This window comes from Komarekiella delphini-convector SJRDD-AB1 (assembly GCF_014831675.1).
Lineage (GTDB): Bacteria > Cyanobacteriota > Cyanobacteriia > Cyanobacteriales > Nostocaceae > Komarekiella.
This window is the reverse complement of sequence record NZ_VJXY01000005.1, coordinates 79,150-96,085: the sequence shown is the minus strand read 5'-3', so window position 1 is coordinate 96,085 and position 16,936 is coordinate 79,150. Positions and strand designations below refer to the sequence as shown.

15 protein-coding genes are annotated in these 16,936 nt (G+C 42.2%); 6 read left to right on the top strand and 9 right to left on the bottom strand.

All coding sequences use genetic code 11. The features are described 5' to 3' along the window. Nucleotides 1-72 precede the first annotated feature (72 nt). On the bottom strand, nucleotides 73-546 hold the full coding sequence (locus FNW02_RS06770; protein ID WP_191756794.1) for a BON domain-containing protein: 474 nt from the start codon (nucleotides 544-546) through the stop codon (nucleotides 73-75). Nucleotides 547-1,754: 1,208 nt separating this feature from the next. On the opposite strand from FNW02_RS06770, the gene recA reads away from it, so the two are divergent. Beyond that, nucleotides 1,755-2,828: a recombinase RecA gene (gene recA / locus FNW02_RS06765; protein ID WP_191756793.1), complete on the top strand. Its 1,074-nt coding sequence runs from the start codon at nucleotides 1,755-1,757 to the stop codon at nucleotides 2,826-2,828. A 101-nt stretch (nucleotides 2,829-2,929) separates the two neighbouring features. Here recA and FNW02_RS06760 read toward each other — a convergent pair whose 3' ends face one another. Both FNW02_RS06760 and FNW02_RS06755 read right to left on the bottom strand, forming a co-directional pair. Further along, the gene (locus tag FNW02_RS06760) at nucleotides 2,930-3,661 is read right to left on the bottom strand and encodes an FHA domain-containing protein (RefSeq protein WP_191756792.1); all 732 of its coding nucleotides are present in this window, start codon (nucleotides 3,659-3,661) and stop codon (nucleotides 2,930-2,932) included. 494 nt (nucleotides 3,662-4,155) lie between these two features. Next, nucleotides 4,156-5,772 (bottom strand): serine/threonine-protein kinase, encoded by a 1,617-nt coding sequence (locus tag FNW02_RS06755; protein ID WP_191756791.1) that lies wholly within the window; start codon nucleotides 5,770-5,772, stop codon nucleotides 4,156-4,158. A 424-nt stretch (nucleotides 5,773-6,196) separates the two neighbouring features. On the opposite strand from FNW02_RS06755, the gene FNW02_RS06750 reads away from it, so the two are divergent. After that, nucleotides 6,197-6,358, top strand: a complete 162-nt coding sequence (locus FNW02_RS06750; protein ID WP_191756790.1) for a metallothionein — start codon at nucleotides 6,197-6,199, stop codon at nucleotides 6,356-6,358. A gap of 109 nt (nucleotides 6,359-6,467) precedes the next feature. Here FNW02_RS06750 and hemL read toward each other — a convergent pair whose 3' ends face one another. Next, nucleotides 6,468-7,766: a glutamate-1-semialdehyde 2,1-aminomutase gene (gene hemL / locus FNW02_RS06745; protein ID WP_191756789.1), complete on the bottom strand. Its 1,299-nt coding sequence runs from the start codon at nucleotides 7,764-7,766 to the stop codon at nucleotides 6,468-6,470. A 109-nt stretch (nucleotides 7,767-7,875) separates the two neighbouring features. On the opposite strand from hemL, the gene FNW02_RS06740 reads away from it, so the two are divergent. The 3 genes from FNW02_RS06740 to FNW02_RS06730 all read left to right on the top strand — a co-directional run bounded on the left by FNW02_RS06740 (nucleotide 7,876) and on the right by FNW02_RS06730 (nucleotide 9,626). Next, nucleotides 7,876-8,064, top strand: coding sequence for a ChaB family protein (locus FNW02_RS06740; protein WP_191756788.1), 189 nt, complete (start codon nucleotides 7,876-7,878; stop codon nucleotides 8,062-8,064). A gap of 101 nt (nucleotides 8,065-8,165) precedes the next feature. Further along, nucleotides 8,166-8,816, top strand: a complete 651-nt coding sequence (gene hisIE / locus FNW02_RS06735) for a bifunctional phosphoribosyl-AMP cyclohydrolase/phosphoribosyl-ATP diphosphatase HisIE (RefSeq protein WP_191756787.1) — start codon at nucleotides 8,166-8,168, stop codon at nucleotides 8,814-8,816. A 612-nt stretch (nucleotides 8,817-9,428) separates the two neighbouring features. Next, nucleotides 9,429-9,626 carry a DUF2811 domain-containing protein gene (locus tag FNW02_RS06730; protein WP_162395668.1) on the top strand — a complete coding sequence of 66 codons (198 nt, stop codon included), beginning with the start codon at nucleotides 9,429-9,431 and terminating at the stop codon, nucleotides 9,624-9,626. A 556-nt stretch (nucleotides 9,627-10,182) separates the two neighbouring features. On the opposite strand, the gene FNW02_RS06725 is transcribed toward FNW02_RS06730, so the two are convergent. Further along, complete coding sequence (locus FNW02_RS06725; protein WP_162395669.1) at nucleotides 10,183-10,902, bottom strand: response regulator transcription factor; 720 nt, start codon at nucleotides 10,900-10,902, stop codon at nucleotides 10,183-10,185. 686 nt (nucleotides 10,903-11,588) lie between these two features. On the opposite strand from FNW02_RS06725, the gene FNW02_RS06720 reads away from it, so the two are divergent. Next, entirely contained in the window at nucleotides 11,589-12,209 is a 621-nt protein-coding gene (locus FNW02_RS06720; protein WP_191756786.1) for a CPP1-like family protein, read from the top strand. Between the two features lie 187 nt (nucleotides 12,210-12,396). Here FNW02_RS06720 and FNW02_RS06715 read toward each other — a convergent pair whose 3' ends face one another. The 4 genes from FNW02_RS06715 to FNW02_RS06700 form a co-directional block, all read right to left on the bottom strand. Then, nucleotides 12,397-13,089, bottom strand: a complete 693-nt coding sequence (locus FNW02_RS06715) for an HAD family hydrolase (RefSeq protein WP_191756785.1) — start codon at nucleotides 13,087-13,089, stop codon at nucleotides 12,397-12,399. 140 nt (nucleotides 13,090-13,229) lie between these two features. After that, the gene (gene hppD / locus FNW02_RS06710) at nucleotides 13,230-14,321 is read right to left on the bottom strand and encodes a 4-hydroxyphenylpyruvate dioxygenase (protein WP_191756926.1); all 1,092 of its coding nucleotides are present in this window, start codon (nucleotides 14,319-14,321) and stop codon (nucleotides 13,230-13,232) included. Nucleotides 14,322-14,430: 109 nt separating this feature from the next. Then, on the bottom strand, nucleotides 14,431-15,135 hold the full coding sequence (locus FNW02_RS06705) for an SDR family oxidoreductase (protein ID WP_191756784.1): 705 nt from the start codon (nucleotides 15,133-15,135) through the stop codon (nucleotides 14,431-14,433). 172 nt (nucleotides 15,136-15,307) lie between these two features. After that, a complete protein-coding gene (locus FNW02_RS06700; protein WP_191756783.1) occupies nucleotides 15,308-16,855 on the bottom strand; it encodes a mercuric reductase in 1,548 nt (515 codons plus the stop codon). Between the last annotated feature and the right edge of the window lie 81 nt (nucleotides 16,856-16,936).

Genomic DNA, 16,936 nt, shown 5'->3' with positions numbered 1-16,936 from the left:
GAAATCTGCTCAATAATTCCCCCTCGTCCTCCTAGTACCCAGTATCCAGTATCTAGTCCCTAATTTCCAGTTCTAGGACTTTTTTACAGGTTCAACTTTCGCTTCCACCTTCACATTCTTCACACCTTTAACTTCTTTGACAAGGGTTTCAGCTTTCTGGAGTTCTTCTTGGGAAGTAGCTGTGCCTTTAAGGACAATATCACCTTCTTTGTTTTCAACTTCTAACTTATTGCCAGGTAAGCCTTGCTTCAACTTTTTGCTAACTTCGGTTTTTAAGTCGCCTCCAACTTTAGTAGTAGAGGTGGTAGATTTTTGTACTTCTGTTTTTTTAGTATCTGTGCTAGCTACTGAAGGAGTAGTTTGTGTTCCTGGAAGTTTAGCAGTTTTATCTTTAGTTTGAGTTGTTTGAGAAGCCGATTTGGCTGGGACTTGAGCAGCTTCATTAGTAGTACTAGGAGTTTCTGAACCAGTTTTAGGAGCCTCTTGGCAGCCAAAGGTATTAATTACCAAAACGCTACTAACTAGAAACAGAATTAGCTTATTCATTATCTATCTCCAGATTGAGTAATTGAAGCGATTAATTGATCTGTGTGTCATGATGAGGAGCAAATGTTAAAAAACAATTAAATGTGAAATAGCAGAAGTGCAAAACCAAGCACTTCTGTTGATGAAAATTGAAGCTGGAACGACTTCTTGAGGCTGAAATGTTGAAGCCAGTTCTTAGAAGCGCCAATTCAATTTTCCTGACGGCTATATCCGAGCAGGGTTTTGCATAAGAATTTTGGTTATCTAGCGATTTGACGTAGACACCAAACAACTTTTCTAAGGTAAGCTATGCCGCCCCACAGCGGTGACTCGATGTTATCAGATTTGAAGAGATTTGGCGATCCCATCTCAAAATTTTATGACTTTATTATGGCAATATATTAGACAATATTCATGTAAAAGATATTCTCAGTAATCATTTTTATACATCAAAAACTTATATTTTATTAATTGAAGTATAAGATATTTGAAAAGCTAAAAAACGTCTAATGTTTTATTTTAAAGCTTAACTAATTTAAGATATAAATATCAAGTATATAAACTTAGAATAATATCGTAGTTATGAATATATTCTATATCTGAAAAAACAAGATAATAAGAATATTCTTTATTAAAAGCGGTGGTAATTCTGTACTTGTACTGGGTTTTGTCCCGCCTCTTTTGTCTACGAGACGCTTTCGCGTTCGCTAACGTGCCGCTACGCGAACTAGGCAAGGAAGAAAGCCGTCCCGCATAGAGTATAAAGTATAGATTCTCTAAACTTTGACTCAAGAAGTCTTTGATCCTAAAGCTTTGAAATCCCTTCAACACCACACTACAAGCCGTCTATAATCTTCCCTTTAGCCAATGAAGCCCTGTAGATGATATGCTGATTTGCATTGGCTCGCTCCTAATTTAGCTCCTACCGCAGCTTACGAGTAAGATTCTACTAACAGTCAGTATTGTTTGAATAATCTTTTCTTTGAAAATCCTTTGCTTATCCAGCCAAAAGAAGCTATCTCTGAATGCAAGTTGGTATCATTGTTCAGGACTACCTAAATCAGCTAGCGATTGGGTAGCGATCAAGTTACGATCTTGTCACACCCTTTTTTAAGATGAGAAGTCCTATTCCAGAATTTTCTGGCTAAAATAGTATATCTGTTCTACTCAAGCTCCGAACCCAACAATCAATCCTTAAATCCATAAAATCCATATATTTAGAGGCAGGAATGGCTATCAACACCGATACTTCTGGCAAGCAAAAAGCGCTGAATATGGTACTCAACCAAATAGAGCGCAGCTTTGGTAAAGGAGCAATCATGCGCCTGGGCGATGCTACCCGGATGCGGGTGGAGACAATTTCTAGTGGAGCGCTCACCCTAGATTTAGCATTGGGTGGCGGTTTACCCAAAGGACGAGTGATTGAGATTTATGGGCCGGAAAGTTCCGGGAAGACTACAGTAGCGCTACATGCGGTCGCTGAAGTGCAACGAAATGGTGGTATTGCCGCTTATGTCGATGCTGAACACGCCCTTGACCCCGCCTACTCTGCTGCACTAGGTGTGGATATCAACAATTTACTTATTTCTCAACCTGATACTGGTGAATCAGCTTTAGAAATTGTCGATCAGCTTGTTCGCTCCGCCGCAGTTGATATTGTAGTCATTGACTCAGTAGCAGCATTGGTTCCCCGCGCTGAAATTGAGGGCGATATGGGTGATGCTCATGTTGGTCTTCAAGCACGATTGATGAGCCAAGCTCTGCGTAAAATTACTGGTAATATTGGAAAATCTGGCTGCACTGTAATTTTCATCAACCAGCTGCGACAAAAAATTGGTGTTACCTACGGTAGCCCAGAAACAACAACTGGCGGTAATGCGTTGAAGTTTTACGCTTCGGTACGCTTGGATATTCGCCGAATTCAAACCTTGAAAAAAGGCACTGACGAATTTGGTAATCGCGTCAAAGTTAAAGTTGCTAAAAATAAAGTAGCTCCACCCTTTAGGATTGCGGAATTTGACATTATTTTTGGCAAAGGAATTTCTACCTTGGGTTGTATTGTAGACTTGGCAGAAGAGACTGGCGTGCTTGTCCGCAAGGGAGCTTGGTATAGCTACAACAGTGACAACATTTCCCAAGGTCGAGACAACGCTATCAAGTACCTAGAAGAAAAACCGGAATTTGCTGAACAAATTAAGCAATTAGTACGTGAAAAGCTAGACAAAGGAGCTGTTGTTTCTGCTAACTCCGTAACTAAGACTAGTGAAGAAGAGGAAGAAGCCGATTTAGAGGAAGAAGAATAACAGTAGTGAAAATTATTGATGAGCGGCACTTGCTGCTCATCACCATAAGTTCGGGGTAAAACAGGAGACGTAGAAAACCTCATCTACCTTCATACAGCCTGTTATTTGGGATTGTATGATATTTGTCTACTTAAAAAGCGATCTAAAATTTCTGACTTTTGCTCTGTGCTTAAGGCATTGTGCCAATGTTCTAACTTCTTACACAAGTTAGAGTTGTTGGCGATAGCTAAAGTATCATCTGGATTTTCAGACATTGGCTGTTGTCTGTTACGGACGTAAGTAGATATTTCTACTGGATTGCTACCAATTCTAGGCACAAGCTGCATCAATAACTCCATTGCTACAGTTGGCAAAATACGGTAAGTATGATTTATGAAAAAATTGAAACTCATACTGCCTAACTTGATGCGATCGCCATCTTTGAGCTTGAGTGGCTGGTAAGCGCGTTCGCCATTTACAAACGAGCCATTAGTGCTGTTAAAGTCAACTAAATAGAAACCTTGGTCAATAAATTGAATAGCGGCGTGGCGACGAGACAGATAACTATCAGCAATGCGGATGCCACTACTGCGATCGCGACCTATTGTCCAAATTTGTTGTGGCTGTCGTAAAGTTTGTGTTTCATTTTCGCATAAGTTAGTTATTAAATAAACAGCAGTAGTATCTACTACACCATTTACATAACAGGGCTTCACCTTTGTCAGCGACGGCTGATATACGTTTTCTAGCTGAAGAATTTCATCTAAAAGGCTGCTATGGTATTCATACAACTTGAGGAATACCTGATATAAACTTAATCGTCGTTGTATTTCCGTTTGTGCAAAGTCAGCCATTATAGATAAGCCTTGTATTGCCTGATTTCGGTCATGAATATTTTGTCTCAGCCGACAATCAGGGATAATTGCTTTTGCTTTTTTATTTTCCGCTGTTAACTGAAAATTTGAACTATTTCAGAGCGTGAAGTTTTACAACTTTTAAATTAGAGTTTCCCTGCTATTCATAGTCACAAGCATCATGATAAGTTTTTCTAAAAAATTATTGTGATACTTCGTTTTTTATTGTAAATAAATCTTTGTTATTTGTAAAATCTCAACAATATGAAGATTTGATTAAGAACTAGTAAAACAACTACGTAGTTTTGCTATGTAACCTTGAATAAAATTATGGATTAGGAAATTAAGGTCATACTAAGCATAACTGCCATAGCATTATATTTTATAAAATTTAATATTGTTAAACTGTAATCAATTTTTCACACAAGACATTCTTTCCCAATTTGCAAACATGAGATGCTCCATTGAGACTGAACTAATCTAAAAATCTCAAATCACAACAAACCTCGTTTACCATTGGGGCGCACAGTCATCCAATTCGTTTTTGCTAGTGCCATCTGCTCATCGGAAATTTTAGCACCAGTCAGATTAGCACCACACAAATTAGCTCCCCGGAGATTGGCATTGCTCAAATGAGCATGGCTTAGGTCTGCACCTCGCAGATCTGCTCCTTCCAAATCAGCATGGTTGAAGTAAGCTTTGGTCAAATTAGCGTCTTTAAGATTGGAGCGAGTGAGGCTGGCTCTGCCAAAGTCACTATTGTAGAGATTAGCTCCCTGGAGATTAGTTTTTTGCAATTGAGAGGAGTGAAAATTTGTTCCCGATAAGTCAACACCTTGCAGGTTCAGCAAACTTAAATTATGTAGAGCAAAATCCCGTCTCCCCTTCAGATAAGCTGTTAGCAAACTTTGGGTATCTAACTTACGCTCAACTCTAGAATTGGGAATTTGTGAACCATGACTGTTGCTATTAGCCAAAGTCGTTGATTTAGCCATCACAGGCCCCTGATGCATTCCCCCTGCTTGTGATCCAGCGGCTTCTGCTACCCTAGCTCGTCTAGCACGAATTGCTGCCGCTACCTGCGCCATGCCTGTGTTGGCAGCAGCAGAAGGGTTACTGCACAAAACAGCAGAATTATCCCGGTGATTATATGTTCGCTCTTTAACACCAGCATCGGATTTACTGAGCAAACCCTGTGCTAGGCTCTCCAAGTATGGTTCTATTTCTAATGCTCTAAGAACTTCTTCCGCTGACTGGTAGCGAGTACGTACTGATACATCTAACATTTTCCTCAGTACATTTATTAAATGGTCACTCAGTTGCACCAGCTGCTCCCACATCATCTCACCCGTTGTAGGATTGTATTCCAAATCTTTAGGGGTTTTGCCAGTTAGCAGATAAATGCATGTTACCCCCAGCGCATAGATATCACTGGCATAAACCGGACGCATAGCCATTTGTTCTGGAGGAGCAAAACCAGGAGTACCAATTGCATAGGCAGTTAATGCTGTGTGACCTGATTGGCTTGGTACACCTTGACTAACTTGATTTTTTACAGCTCCAAAGTCGATGAGAACCATTCTGGCATCTTGAGTACGACGAATCAAATTAGCTGGTTTAATATCACGGTGAATCACTTTGCGTTCATGAATGTATTGCAGTAATGGCAATGTCTCGCTTAAGAACTGCTTAACTCCAGTTTCGCTTAAGATACCGTTGTGCTTGATTTCCTGTTGAAGGGTGTCACCACTGATGTATTCTTGAACTAAATAGAATTGTTCCTGTTCTTCAAAATAATCCAGCAGCCTTGGTATTTGGGGATGATTGCCAATCTTGCCTAAAGTTTTAGCTTCTCGCTCAAAGAGTTCCCGCGCCATCTGCAAAACATGTGGTGTGGTTCCAGAGGGACGTAGCTGCTTAATCACGCAACTAGGCTCTCCTGGCAAAGCTTGATCATTGGCTAAGAAGGTTGCTCCAAAGCCACCCTGACCTAATGGTTTGAATACCCGATAGCGATCGCGCAACAGTAGCCGCGAGCCACAAGACTGACACATCTGGCTATATGCCAAATTTTCTGGATTGAGACAGGTAGGATTTAAGCAGTAGCTCATGCACTGTCAACTCGCTGCACGAATAATAACGGGGAGCATTACACTCTCATTTCATTATTGAGAGCAGAATCAACTTTTACCAGGTAATTTTTGCTGGAAAGACTTTGAAGAGTTGCTAAAGTTATACTGAGTTTACTTAAAGCTTTAACAAACTGAAGAGAATTTACTGTACTGACTCTTAAAACTCTTTTATCGATGATTATTTAGTCTGAATACGTAGCGAATATTGCAACTTATCGTTTATCAAAAATAAACAGTATTACGTGTATTTAATTAGTAGATTTAAATAAAAACACTCGTCCTTCTTACTTACTCTCTCCATCTCCAATAGCAGTTTAAGTTATATTAATAAATATATGAATAGCTGTTCATATCTTTTAGAGTAATCTTTTCACAGTAATCTCAAGAGGAAATTGAGAAAAATATGACAACCGTAAACCAAATGAAATGCGCTTGTCCGACCTGCTTGTGTATCGTTTCACTTGAAGATGCGATTAACAAGGACAGCAAATACTATTGCTCTGAAGCCTGTGCTGAAGGTCATCGAACCATCCAAGGCTGTGGTCACGAAGGCTGTGGCTGTTAAGTAGTGCTGAGTTACCATTCTGAGCAGAAGCGTCTACTGAAGTTGTGCTGAGTGCTAAGTCCGAAAAAAGTAGTCTTGACTCAGAACTCAGCACTCAGCACTTTTTTAGTTACAAGCTAGACATTACATCTCTTGCCACTGCTAAAGTTTGCTCAATATCTTCTTCAGTGTGAGCTAAAGACGTAAATCCAGCCTCAAACTGAGAAGGTGCTAAGTAAACACCGCCCTCTAACATACCGCGATGGAACCGTCCGAATTTAGCAGTATCAGACTTTTTCGCATCTTCATAATTATGAACTGGCCCAGAGGTAAAGAATAACCCGAACATGGCGCTAATTTGACCACCGCAAGCCGCATGGCCTGTTTCTTGGGCAATTTGTAGTAACCCATCTGCTAGTTTCTGCGTAATCCGGTCAAGATATTCATAAGTACCAGGCTTTTGCAGCAATTCCAAAGTCTTAATACCAGCAGTCATCGCCAGGGGATTACCTGAAAGAGTGCCAGCTTGATACATAGGGCCTGCGGGAGCAACCATTGACATGATATCCCGGCGACCGCCATACGCTCCTACTGGCAAGCCACCACCGATAACCTTACCCAGCGTTGTTAAATCGGGGGTGACACTAAATTTCTCTTGGGCGCCACCGTAAGCAATGCGGAAGCCTGTCATTACCTCGTCAAACACCAATAACGCTCCATGCTCGTGGGTAAGCTCCCGTAAGCCCTCTAAAAAGCCAGCATCAGGAGAAATAAAGCCAGCATTACCGACGACTGGCTCAAGAATAACACCAGCAATTTCGTCGCGATTTTCTTCAAACAAGGCTTTTACAGCTTCCAGATCATTGAAAGGAGCAGTTAGAGTGTTGCTAGTTGCCGATTTAGGTACTCCTGGGGAGTCGGGTAAGCCGAGTGTCGCAACGCCAGAACCCGCCTTCACTAAAAACGTATCAGCGTGACCGTGGTAGCAGCCTTCAAATTTGATAATTTTGTCGCGTTTAGTGAAAGCCCGCATCAGCCGCAAAACTCCCATGCAAGCCTCAGTCCCAGAGTTAACAAATCTTACCATTTCAATGCTGGGAACGGCATCGATGACCATTTCTGCCAGAACATTTTCCAGCACTGAGGGCGCACCGAAACTAGTACCTTTTTCCAAGGCTTCATGCAGTGCTGCAATCACTTCTGGATGAGCATGACCACAAATTGCTGGCCCCCAAGTGCCCACATAGTCGATATATCGGTTGCCATCTACATCCCAAATGTACGCACCTTTAACGTGATCAAAAACGATGGGTTGTCCGCCTACAGATTTAAAAGCACGCACTGGAGAATTAACTCCGCCTGGCATGAGATTTTGGGCAGCAGCGAAGATTTCTTGTGATTTTGTTGTTTTTATTGTGGTATTTACCAAGGTTCTCTCCTAACAGTGGACAAGAAAAAAAAGCTCTATCTTAGGATAGGGTTAAAAACTGCCTAGAATTTCTATCGTATAAAATTAGCTGAACTATAAAAATAACAATATGTTATATAAATCCAATGAAGACTTGCCTTTAGAGATTCGGACTCGATTATCTGAGGCATACCAGGATCTTTACCGGGCAGCCTTTAACTCGGCGATTCACTGGTATGGTGAAGCACCAAAAGCTCACCAAGTCGCATTAAGTGCGATAAAAATGCAATCTGCGATGGAAAGAAATGTTCTTGTTTAAAACTAACTAATAAAATTCAATTCACAAAAGCATATCAGCTTTTGTATTTAGAATGGTATCGTGAATCCATGAATCATTCTCATTAGAGCAAGCTAGCTGATATGTACTTTAACAATCTGCATTCACTGCGTTCTGCTATCCCTGTTGAGGAAATTCGCTACAATGAACAGGGTTTAGTGCCTGCAATTGTTCAAGATTATCTTGATGGCACTGTGCTGATGATGGCGTGGATGAATCAGGAGTCGTTATATAAGACTTTGGAAACTGGAGAAACTTGGTTTTGGAGTCGTTCCCGTGAGGAATTATGGCATAAGGGAGCAACTTCTGGACATATTCAAAAAGTGCAGACTATCCGTTATGACTGTGATAGTGATGCGCTGCTCATTGGGGTGGAACAGATTGGAGATATTGCTTGCCACACTGGTGAACGCAGTTGTTTTCATCAAGTAAACGGGAAAATTGCTTTACCACCAGGCGATACATTATCGCAATTGTTTCAGGTGATATGCGATCGCCGCGACAATTTTGCTGAAAGTTCTTATACGTGCAAGTTATTGGCTGGCGGTGATAACAAGATTTTGAAAAAGATTGGTGAGGAAACTGCTGAGGTTGTGATGGCTTTTAAGGATGATGAGGCTGATGCGATCGCAGGCGAAGTAGCTGACTTATTATATCATACTTTAGTTGCTTTAGCTTACCATCAAGTGGATTTGAAATCGGTTTATCGCAAGTTGCAAGAGCGTCGGAATTAGACCCTATGCTGGCTCAAGCCTCGTATATTCTAGGTTCACTGAGTCTCCACTATATTTTCGACGTGTATACTGACATCTTGATTTCAAAGGCGATCGCTCTTGTATCATTTCACTTTCAAGTTGCTTCCAATAAAGCCCATGTGAGAATTGTAAACGTTTTTGTAATTCTTATCATTGACTGCTATTTTCCTCACTAATTCCACAGGGTTTCCACAGGTATTTTTGCAGTTTTCCACAGGTGTATTACGAGCCAATAGGCTCTTACGGTTTTACTGGGGATTATTGATTACAAATGGTAATGAACTGCGTGGACTGAGTTCTTGTTAAGTAAAGTAACTAAAAAAAGGTTATAAGCCTGATTATTTCGTTAGCATTTATTTTTTATACAATCGTTTTTTACATTTCGCAGCATTGACAAACCCACCCCCTCTTGGCGCACAATGATGCGGCTTGCTTTTGTAATGCGCTCAACCGCTGACATCAAATTTGTCAAATATATTACCTAAGATGTTGGTGCAGATTGTCGGACTGGCGAAAGATTGTGTGAAGTAGCCCTAGGCCGCTTTAGCGCAAGCAAGTCCCTCCTAATTAGTCTCATAGAAGGAAAATCTTATGAACACAACAGTCAGCATCTTTACAGAAATTCCCGAAACACTCCACGAATCCCTAAAAAACTACTTAGAAAAGCATCCTGATTGGGATCAAAACAGAGTATTAACAGCAGCCCTATCACTATTTTTGCTACAAAATGGAGATAGCGATCGCCGTGCGGCCCGAGTCTATCTGGAAACTTTGTTCCACCACTGCTAAATATGATTACCCTGGCTTAAAAATAGTAATTGGGGACTGGTAAACCAGCGTGGTTAGTTCAGTCTGTTCGCCCTACAGCCTTTCTTCTAAAGGAAATCGGAGGCGAACGGGCATCCTACGGCGGGAGTAGGTGGGTTTCCCAATCTAGGAAACTGCGTCAGCGTACCCCTATAGGGAAGCAAGCTAGCAAGAGCGTCTGTCTGCGACACGGCTGCGCGAACGTAGAGAAGTGGTAGCAAGAGGGTAGAGGTAACGAGCATCACCCGAAGGATCTTCTTCCAACGCGAAGGAGCGTCTCGTAGAGAAAGGAAGCCACTTCATTGCATAAAAGAACTCTGAGCGCCGGAAGCTGATGCTCAGAGTTCTCTAGAACCTCTCTTAAAAGTTCATGCATATCTGTTGCAAAATTTGAAAAATTCTCAATGTCATTCTGAATGGAACGCATCTAACCTACACTGCGTTCCGCTCAGCATGGCAAATTAAGTTAGGGATTTATGAAATCCAGTACTTAAGTATTTTAGTCAAGTGTTAAGAGTTAAAACTCTAGACTAGGGACTCAGGACTTGGCCTCCAACTGCTGGGGTTGAGTAGGACATTCAAATTTATAGCCTACGCCACGTACAGTTTGAATTAATGCTGGCTGACTAGCATCTACTTCAATTTTCTTGCGGATTTGACCGATATGTACATCTACAACCCGTTGGTCGCCTACATATTCATAGTCCCACACCTCTTGGATTAGTTCTGCACGCCGCCAAACTCGACCTGGATGACTGGCTAAAAAATGCAACAAGTCAAATTCCAGAGCAGTTAAGAGTACTGGTTGGCTATTAAGTGTCACCTCTCGCCGCACTGGATCAATCATAAGTTTTTCAAATAGCAGGCGTTTCTGTTCGGCGGTAGTCACAACCCGCTGACGCCTCAAAATAGCTGCTACTCTGACTTCTAGTTCTCCCAGCCCAAAAGGCTTGGTAAGATAATCATCAGCACCTTTAGCAAAGCCGCGAATCTTGTCAGCTTCGTCTGCACGGCTAGTCAGCATCAGAACAAACACACCATTACGACTTTGCATCTCTTGGCAGAGGTTAAACCCAATTACATCTGGTAAATTCACATCTAGAATTACCAAATCAGGGTTAAATTGCTCAAATAGAGCTAAAGCCATCTTTCCATCTTCAGCAGCCTCCACCTGATAGTTCTGCTTAATCAAAAAGCGTTGGATTAAATTGCGGACCGCAGGGTCGTCGTCAACTACAAGAATCTTGGCAGGAGCCATGACCATCACTTTGTACAAAAATTCATAGGATTAACATGAGGATTGCGTGAATACGCAGTTTCCACTTCGGCACTAATTAAGAATTTACAAGGCTAAGGTATGAGAATCCTGATTATTCAAAATAATAGTGTAATCTGGATTCTGAGCAATGGAAGCGCAAAACTTTTTATAGCCAGCGCTACATGCAAGTGCAGACCTTGTAATTGTCAATTTTATGTCCCGCAGACAGATGTTCTGATCTTAGCCGCAGCGGTTTGCTACGCTGGGACAGTTTTTCCGAGTTAGATACTAATCTAAAACCGTAGGGTTTTAAATTGATATGCGTAATACAGAATCGATGCCACAAGCAATTGTAAGGCTAATTCAATAGGACTCACTCAGGGGACGGTAAGTTGCCAAATTTGAAACACTAAAGTTAATTTTTTCATAAAGATATGTAGGTATCCCAGTTCAAATTCTAGAGTAAAGCGCTAACTAGGTAACGACATGAGGAAATACACGGAGTTCTGGCAATATGTTAAAGTGACTGTAGTTAAAATTCACAAGTCAATCAAACTGACCCGTGCTACTATCCTGGTAGGGCACAAAAATCTGTCGAGACTTAGTTTCGATTAGAATATGACCTAAAGCTGTTTTATTCTTCGACAAAAGACTGCCGCTGACTGAGGCTGAAGTAACAAACTCCCATGAGCGATCAAAATCCCTACGAAAAACTTGGGGTATCAGAAGAGGCTAGCTTCGATGAAATTCAGGATGCTCGTAATCGCCTATTCGAGCAATACAGTGGCGATGCCAAGCGTCTAGAAATAATTGAAGCAGCTTACGATGCGATTTTAATGGATCGCTTACGAATGCGCCAAGAAGGCAAAATCAAAGTACCTGAGCGTATCCGGTTCCCAGAGTTGCGTGTGCAATCGCCTCCTAAAGAAAGTCCAACTCCGCGTGAGCAGTCGCCTGCATGGCTGCAACGAATGTTGGATCAACCAACACCGGCGGATGTACTCTTACCAGGAGCTTGGTATCTTGGTTTGAGTGCGATTAGTGTGTTTTATCCAGAGGCGGGCGACCAAGTTTTGCAGTTAGCATTGGTGGTTGGGGTAGGAGTAAGTATTTACTTTCTCAATCGCAAAGAAGGCAAATTTGGTAGAGCAGTTTTGTTCACGCTAATCTGTTTGATAATTGGCCTAATCGCTGGAGGATTAGTAGCTGGCTGGCTAATATCTCAAACACCATTCATTACGTCGAATCAGTTCTCTACGGTATTAACATTTATATTGTTGTGGTTGGTTAGTAGCTTTCTACGTTAAACCTAGTTGAAATTGGGGCCATACCCTATTTCTACATCTTGGAAAGTCTACTCAAACAAAGTTGGTGTGAGTTTTAGATTTTGGATGTGTATTACTGGTAAGGGGTAATGGGTTAGAGGCCAATTACCTATTACCAAGATGAAAATAAAATAGACAAATTTCTATTTGAAGTCGTAGATGCATAGTCCTAGATAAGACGTTGAGGCTCTAAGATTAAATCTACTGCAAAGCTTAGATCCTTAACAATTAAGTCGGGGTGGTAAAGTTCTAGCTGAGTGCGATCGCGGATACCACACTCCACAGCCATCACCTTAACACCGTGTTTTTTAGCAGCGGCGATGTCGGCTTCTGTATCCCCCACCATCCAAGTATCAGCAGCGGGGGGAAGATCTGTTAATGCTCGTGCCATCAACAAAGGTTTGTCTTCAATGTCGCGGGTTTTGACGTAGTCGTTACTGAGACAATAACAACGATTTTCTGGGAAAAACCTACCTAAATCGTATTTTTTAAAGGCATAATCTAGTTCCCAAACCCGACGCATAGTCATAACCGCCAAATCGACACCAGCTTGTTGAATTTTTAACAGTGCATCTACAGCACCAGGTGCAAGGCTGTCATGCTGGAAATAAGGTTCTGTATGCACTGTTTGCCGCCGTAATTGAGAAAATTCTTGTGCTTGAGCTTCGTTCAGCCCAGAATTTAAAGCTATTTGTTTTTCGGGAACGCGCGATCGCTTCATCTGCCAAAATTCCGCTTTAGCAAGTTCTCGTACCAGTTGATCTGGGTATCGAGTTTTTTCCAAGCAGAATTGATAGACACGGTAGTAGCGTTCAGAAACATCAATAATCGGGCCGTCGAAGTCAGTAATTAGTCTTAGCATCGGCGGGAAATGTTAATATTTATTAAAATTATCTCATCTGTGGGGCTATTTTTCGAGAGATAAACCGCACTATCAAGTTTATCTAGGCGTTTTTTTAGAAACTTCTTTTTAAGGAAGTAGGGATTTGAATTTTAAATTGTTTAGCTGAGAGTACCGCGTTTAATTTGTTCGCTTTCAATAGCTTCAAATAAAGCGCGAAAGTTACCTTCCCCAAAACCTTGAGCTTGAGAACGGCGTTCAATAAACTCAAAGAAAAATGTCGGCTCATCAAAGATGGGCTGTGTAAAAATTTGCAGTAGTAGGGGCGCGGCATTTCGTACCTCTACGGGAGCATCTTCTTGCCAGTCTACTAGAATTTCTTGTTGGGCGATCGCCTCAATTTCTCGGTGTGATAGTGGCAGTCCTCGCCGCTGTTTTAGCCGTGAGTAGTAACTGTTAGGAACTGAGAGTAAGGATAAACCATCGGCACGAAATTGAGCGATCGCACTAATAAGATTGGGTGTTCGCAAAGCGATATGTTGAATTCCAGGCCCACGGTTGACATCTAGAAATTCCTGAATTTGGGAATTGCTAGAAGCTGGCTCATTAATTGGCATCTGTACGCTACCGTTGCGCGAAACCATCACTCGGCTATGTAAAGCAGAGCGATCAGTTTTTATTTTAAATACCTGTTGGGGTTGAAAATCTAGGATTTTTTCATACCAAGCGACAGCACGCTCTAAATCCCCTGCTGCTACGTTTAGCACTATGTGATCTATGGCGGTAATCGGAGAGGGGGACAAAAGTACTTGTTTACTTATCTCCTCTAGCTTCGTGTTCTCCCACTCTTCCCGTTTAAGAAAGTGCCTTTCTATTAACGTATGATTTAGCCCACCCCAAGCGGCAATTTTACCCCACTTGAGGGACATATCACCCTCCTGATGTTCTTGAATGGGTTGTATAACTTCGGCATCGTGTGCTTGAGCTATGGCGATTGCCGCTTCCACATCTTCGACAATGAACGCGACATCTGCCACACCAGGTGGATGCTGACGCAGAAACTCAGCTACAGGACTTGTAGGCAATAGTGGTGAAGACAGCAAAAAGCAGACAACACCACTTTTCACAACTTCCGTACAAGTGTGAAATGAACTGATACTATCGGCTACTGCTTCAAAACCGAGATGGTGTACAAACCAATCCCGCCACACTTTGGCATCTTCTACATAAAAGTGAACATGGTCAATTTTTATCATAAGTTACGAAAATCCAGCACAACAGCTTATATATCTGTAAATTCTGCCTTTTTTGCTAGATTTTCAGGTCTTTCCTAAGCAAGAATTATGTAAGCACACTCTGATTTTAGAAGAACAGATGACTATCAGGTTGAATATTGATTTCCATTGGCACAGCTTGCGGTTCCGCAGAAAGGGCAAAGAAAATCGCATTGGCAGCAGTTGCAGTACTAAGCATTTTTTTCCGGTCTACCTTTAAATTCACGTTGTCCCAGAAAGGAGAATCTACCCCACCAAAGTAGAATAGCGTGAACTTGATACCAAAACGCTTAAGTTCCTCTGCCATACACTTGCTAAAACCGACAACGCCAAACTTGGAAGCCGAATAAGCCGCGGCCGTCGCCATCGAATGTTTGCCCAAAATCCCGATCACGTTACAAATATGACCAGACTTACGCTTTTGCATTTCTTCAGCAGCCGCCTGAGTAGTGTAGAAGCTACCCTTTAAGTTGACATCTAGCATCTTGTCTAGATCAGCTGGTTCCAGGTTGTTGTAGGGCTTGAGGATACCAGCACCCGCTGCATTCACCAAAACGTCGATTTGACCAAACTCAGCAACAGCCTTTTCTATTAAAGTGTCTACCTGTTGCGGATCAGTAATGTCGCAAGGAATGGTCAAAATTGACCCAGGTAAATCATTTGCCAGTGTTGTTAAATGAACTGCATCTCTCGCCGTTAGTACCAACTGTGCCCCTGTGGGGGCAAGTTTGCGAGTTAAAGCTGAACCAATGCCGCCAGTAGCACCAACAATGACAACGACTTTATCTTGCATTGTATTATTTACATTTATTTACATTATTTTACATAATACTAAAATACAGACCAGGGTTATGTGTAAGCTCATTTTATAGAAAGCGGTTTTCAATTCAATAGGCACACGCGTAAGGACACAATATGTTGTGCTGCACTTCATGCATTTGAGAATTGCTGTAATCCTGTCGAATTCAAGAAAGCTTTGTGAGAAATCCTAAAAATCGTTTGGTTTTCGGGGTGAGGAGTGTGCGACGATAAGCATCCGCCGCTTTCTTAATAGCTTCAGCTTGAGTGGGATAAGGATGAATCACACTACTGAGTTTGCTCAAACCCAGTTTACCGACCATTGCCGTAGTTACTTCTGAGATCATCTCACCTGCATGATTGGCGACAATAGTTGCACCGATAATTTCATCAGACCCCTTTTTGTGGTGGATTTTGAGAAATCCTAACTCTTCACCATCGGCGATCGCTCGGTCTACACTACTAAAAGGAATTGCGATCGTCGCCACATTAATACCCAACTTCTGCGCCTCATGTTCATACATTCCCACATGAGCAATTTCGGGATCAGTATAAGTTACCCACGGCATCACTAGACTACTGAGTTTGGAGCGTCCTAAGCCAAAGGGAGAAAACAGCGTATTCTTAATTACAATTCGTGCCGCCGCATCAGCAGCATGGGTAAACTTCCAGTTCATGCAGATATCGCCAGCTGCATAAATCTTGGGATTCGTAGTCTGAAGATAGTCATTAACCTTTACACCTTGGCGCTTATCGTATTCCACTCCCACTGCTTCTAAATTTAGACCTTCTACATTTGGCGCACGTCCTGTACCTACTAAAATTTCATCTACTGTGACAGAATCTCGGCGACCATTAGAAGAAAAGTAAAGTCTTTTGCCCTCGGTGACAGTTACCACTTCTTCTAACTGGCAATTCAGCACCACGCGAATTCCTTCGTGAATCAAGACCTTTTGGAGAATTTCAGCGGCGTCAGCATCTTCTTTATTAAGGAGGTGAGAACCACTATGGAAAAGTACTACCTCACAACCCAAACGCCGGAAAGCTTGTGCCAATTCGCACCCAATCGGGCCGCCACCAATTACCGCTAAACGTTCCGGTCGTTGAATCAGGGAAAAAACCGTCTCATTGGTCAGATAACCCGCCTTTTCAATTCCCGGAATCGAGAGTTGCGCGGCTCTGGCTCCAGTCGCAATTACAGCTTTTTTAAATCGGAGGGTTTTGTTGCCAACTTCCACGGTGTTTTTACTCGCAAACCGACCGCTACCCAAGAAGACATCAACCGCTAATTTCTGAAAGCGCTCAGCCGAATCATGATGGCTAATCCCAGACCTTACCCGCCGCATCCGTGCCATGACTGCGGGAAAATCAACGTCAACATGTTGGGGAATGTTAACCCCAAACTCTTTGGCATTCCAGATTTCGCCAACTACGCGAGAGGAGCGGATAACAGTTTTAGATGGTACACAACCAACATTCAAGCAATCACCACCCATGAGATGCTTTTCAATTAAAGCCACTTTTAAACCTAAATCCAGACCTGCTGCACCCGCCGCCACCACTAATCCCGCTGTACCAGCGCCAATCACTACCAAGTCGTAAACATCAACAGGTTCAGGATTGACCCAATTTGGTGGATGGACGTAGGACACCAACTTTTGGTTATACTCATCCATTGGGCGAACTGTGACTCTCTCGAATTCTGAATTGGACATTAGTGATACCTCGTTGGAACTGGGGGCTGGGGACTGGGGACTGGGGACTGGGAAGATTTCTTAATTCTTTGGCTGGGGTTT

What these genes read in the sequence shown, in the direction of transcription:
- FNW02_RS06750 (WP_191756790.1), top strand. Translation starts at nt 6,197, where the DNA reads ATGACAACCGTAAACCAAATGAAATGCGCTTGTCCGACCTGCTTGTGT.
- FNW02_RS06715 (WP_191756785.1), bottom strand. Translation starts at nt 13,089, where the DNA reads ATGCTAAGACTAATTACTGACTTCGACGGCCCGATTATTGATGTTTCT.
- hisIE (WP_191756787.1), top strand. Translation starts at nt 8,166, where the DNA reads ATGTACTTTAACAATCTGCATTCACTGCGTTCTGCTATCCCTGTTGAG.
- FNW02_RS06725 (WP_162395669.1), bottom strand. Translation starts at nt 10,902, where the DNA reads ATGGCTCCTGCCAAGATTCTTGTAGTTGACGACGACCCTGCGGTCCGC.
- recA (WP_191756793.1), top strand. Translation starts at nt 1,755, where the DNA reads ATGGCTATCAACACCGATACTTCTGGCAAGCAAAAAGCGCTGAATATG.
- FNW02_RS06770 (WP_191756794.1), bottom strand. Translation starts at nt 546, where the DNA reads ATGAATAAGCTAATTCTGTTTCTAGTTAGTAGCGTTTTGGTAATTAAT.
- FNW02_RS06760 (WP_191756792.1), bottom strand. Translation starts at nt 3,661, where the DNA reads ATGGCTGACTTTGCACAAACGGAAATACAACGACGATTAAGTTTATAT.
- FNW02_RS06755 (WP_191756791.1), bottom strand. Translation starts at nt 5,772, where the DNA reads ATGAGCTACTGCTTAAATCCTACCTGTCTCAATCCAGAAAATTTGGCA.
- FNW02_RS06700 (WP_191756783.1), bottom strand. Translation starts at nt 16,855, where the DNA reads ATGTCCAATTCAGAATTCGAGAGAGTCACAGTTCGCCCAATGGATGAG.
- FNW02_RS06730 (WP_162395668.1), top strand. Translation starts at nt 9,429, where the DNA reads ATGAACACAACAGTCAGCATCTTTACAGAAATTCCCGAAACACTCCAC.
- FNW02_RS06740 (WP_191756788.1), top strand. Translation starts at nt 7,876, where the DNA reads ATGTTATATAAATCCAATGAAGACTTGCCTTTAGAGATTCGGACTCGA.
- FNW02_RS06720 (WP_191756786.1), top strand. Translation starts at nt 11,589, where the DNA reads ATGAGCGATCAAAATCCCTACGAAAAACTTGGGGTATCAGAAGAGGCT.
- FNW02_RS06705 (WP_191756784.1), bottom strand. Translation starts at nt 15,135, where the DNA reads ATGCAAGATAAAGTCGTTGTCATTGTTGGTGCTACTGGCGGCATTGGT.